Below are 1536 nucleotides of genomic sequence, written 5' to 3' on the forward strand. Positions count from 1 at the left end.
GGAGCCTTACCGTTCTTGTCCAATCCGCTCTTTTTAAGGTAGAGCAGCACCTTGAATTTTTCAACTTTCATCTGCTTACTTTTTTAGTTTGCAAAAATAATCAATCAGTAAGCATTCTCTGTCATTGAAAGTTGTGCAGAACAGTGCAACAAACACTGGTGACAAACTATTTGTTTTTCACCTCGTTAGCAGTGTTGGTTTCGGTAACTGACCGCTAACGGTTTGGTAACTGAAATAACTCAATATCCTGCTCGGCTTTGCTTTGCAGACAATTGGCAGAATTATGAAATATTGCTCATTCTCAACCACTTGCAGTTCATTCCTCTCATATTCACTTTCCGTTGCTTTTGCTTAAATTGTGCATACAAGTCGCCACACCTTTGCCACCACCTTGCTGACGATGGGAGTGGACCTCTATACCACCAGCAAACTGTTGGGTCATCAAAACATCACGACCACGCAAGTATATGCTGAGATAGTGAACCGAAAAAAGGTGGAGGCGGTGAGTCTTTTAGACCAAATCAAGCCTCTTTAGGTACGCTTTTAGGTACATGAGGCATTCGAAACCCTTCTATGTAAAGGCTAGTTGCAGACTTAAAAATCAAGCAAATGATGAAGCAGGTAAAATTTAAATTGCCTCTCAGAGCGTTGACCCTTGCAAGTGGTCTTCTTCTGACAGCAAGTTCCTTTGCGCAGTCAAATGCCATTAAGGGACAAGTGAAAGATGCTTCTGGTGAGCCTGTCATGGGTGCTACCATTACAGTGAACGGTAAGGCTGTGGGCATTACCGACATGGATGGTAACTTCTCTGTCGATGCAGCTCCTGGTATTAAGCTAACTATTACCTATCTAGGTATGAATCCTAAGACCGTACAAGCATCCAAGAACATGGTTATTACCATGGCAGATGATGAGAAAGCCTTGAATGAGGTTGTTGTCATCGGTTATGGTCGTGCAAAGAAAAACGACTTGACGGGTTCGGTTACTGCCATCAAGCCAGACGAGCTGTCAAAGGGTATCACAAGCAGTGCCTCTGATATGTTGGTAGGTAAGATAGCTGGTGTAGATGTACAGACAGCCGGTGGTCAGCCTGGTGCTGGAGCACAGATTCGTATCCGTGGTGGTGCCTCCCTGACTGCTTCTAACGACCCTCTCTATGTCATCGATGGTTTGGCTATTGATAATAACAACCTGAAGGGTGCAAGTAACATCTTGGCGATGATTAACCCAAGCGATATCGAAAGCTTCACTGTATTGAAGGACGCTTCGGCAACAGCCATCTATGGTTCTCGTGCTTCTAATGGTGTCATCATCATCACCACCAAGAAGGGACGTGCCGGTCAGAGACCTACCGTTACCTATAATGGTGATATTACATTGTCAACCATCCAGAAGAAATATGAGGTAATCCTCAAATCCGCAACCTATAGGGTTTAGTGGGATTTTGCTTGCAAAGCGACAAAATTCATTTTATTGTACATATTTCTTGCACAACAGAAATGTCGCAGACACAAAATCCCCTTACCCCATAAAGCG

2 pseudogenes are annotated in these 1536 nt (G+C 43.9%); both read left to right on the forward strand.

Features of this window, described 5'->3' with window-relative positions:
• Positions 1–361: 361 nt before the first annotated feature.
• Positions 362–535: pseudogene (locus EXN75_RS17355) on the forward strand (tyrosine-type recombinase/integrase); the annotation flags it as partial.
• A 74-nt stretch (positions 536–609) separates the two neighbouring features.
• Positions 610–1410 (forward strand): annotated as a pseudogene (locus EXN75_RS17360) (TonB-dependent receptor plug domain-containing protein); the annotation flags it as partial.
• Between the last annotated feature and the right edge of the window lie 126 nt (positions 1411–1536).

The sequence above is a fragment of the Segatella hominis genome (assembly GCF_004535825.1).
In the GTDB taxonomy this organism is placed as follows: Bacteria; Bacteroidota; Bacteroidia; order Bacteroidales; family Bacteroidaceae; genus Prevotella; species Prevotella hominis.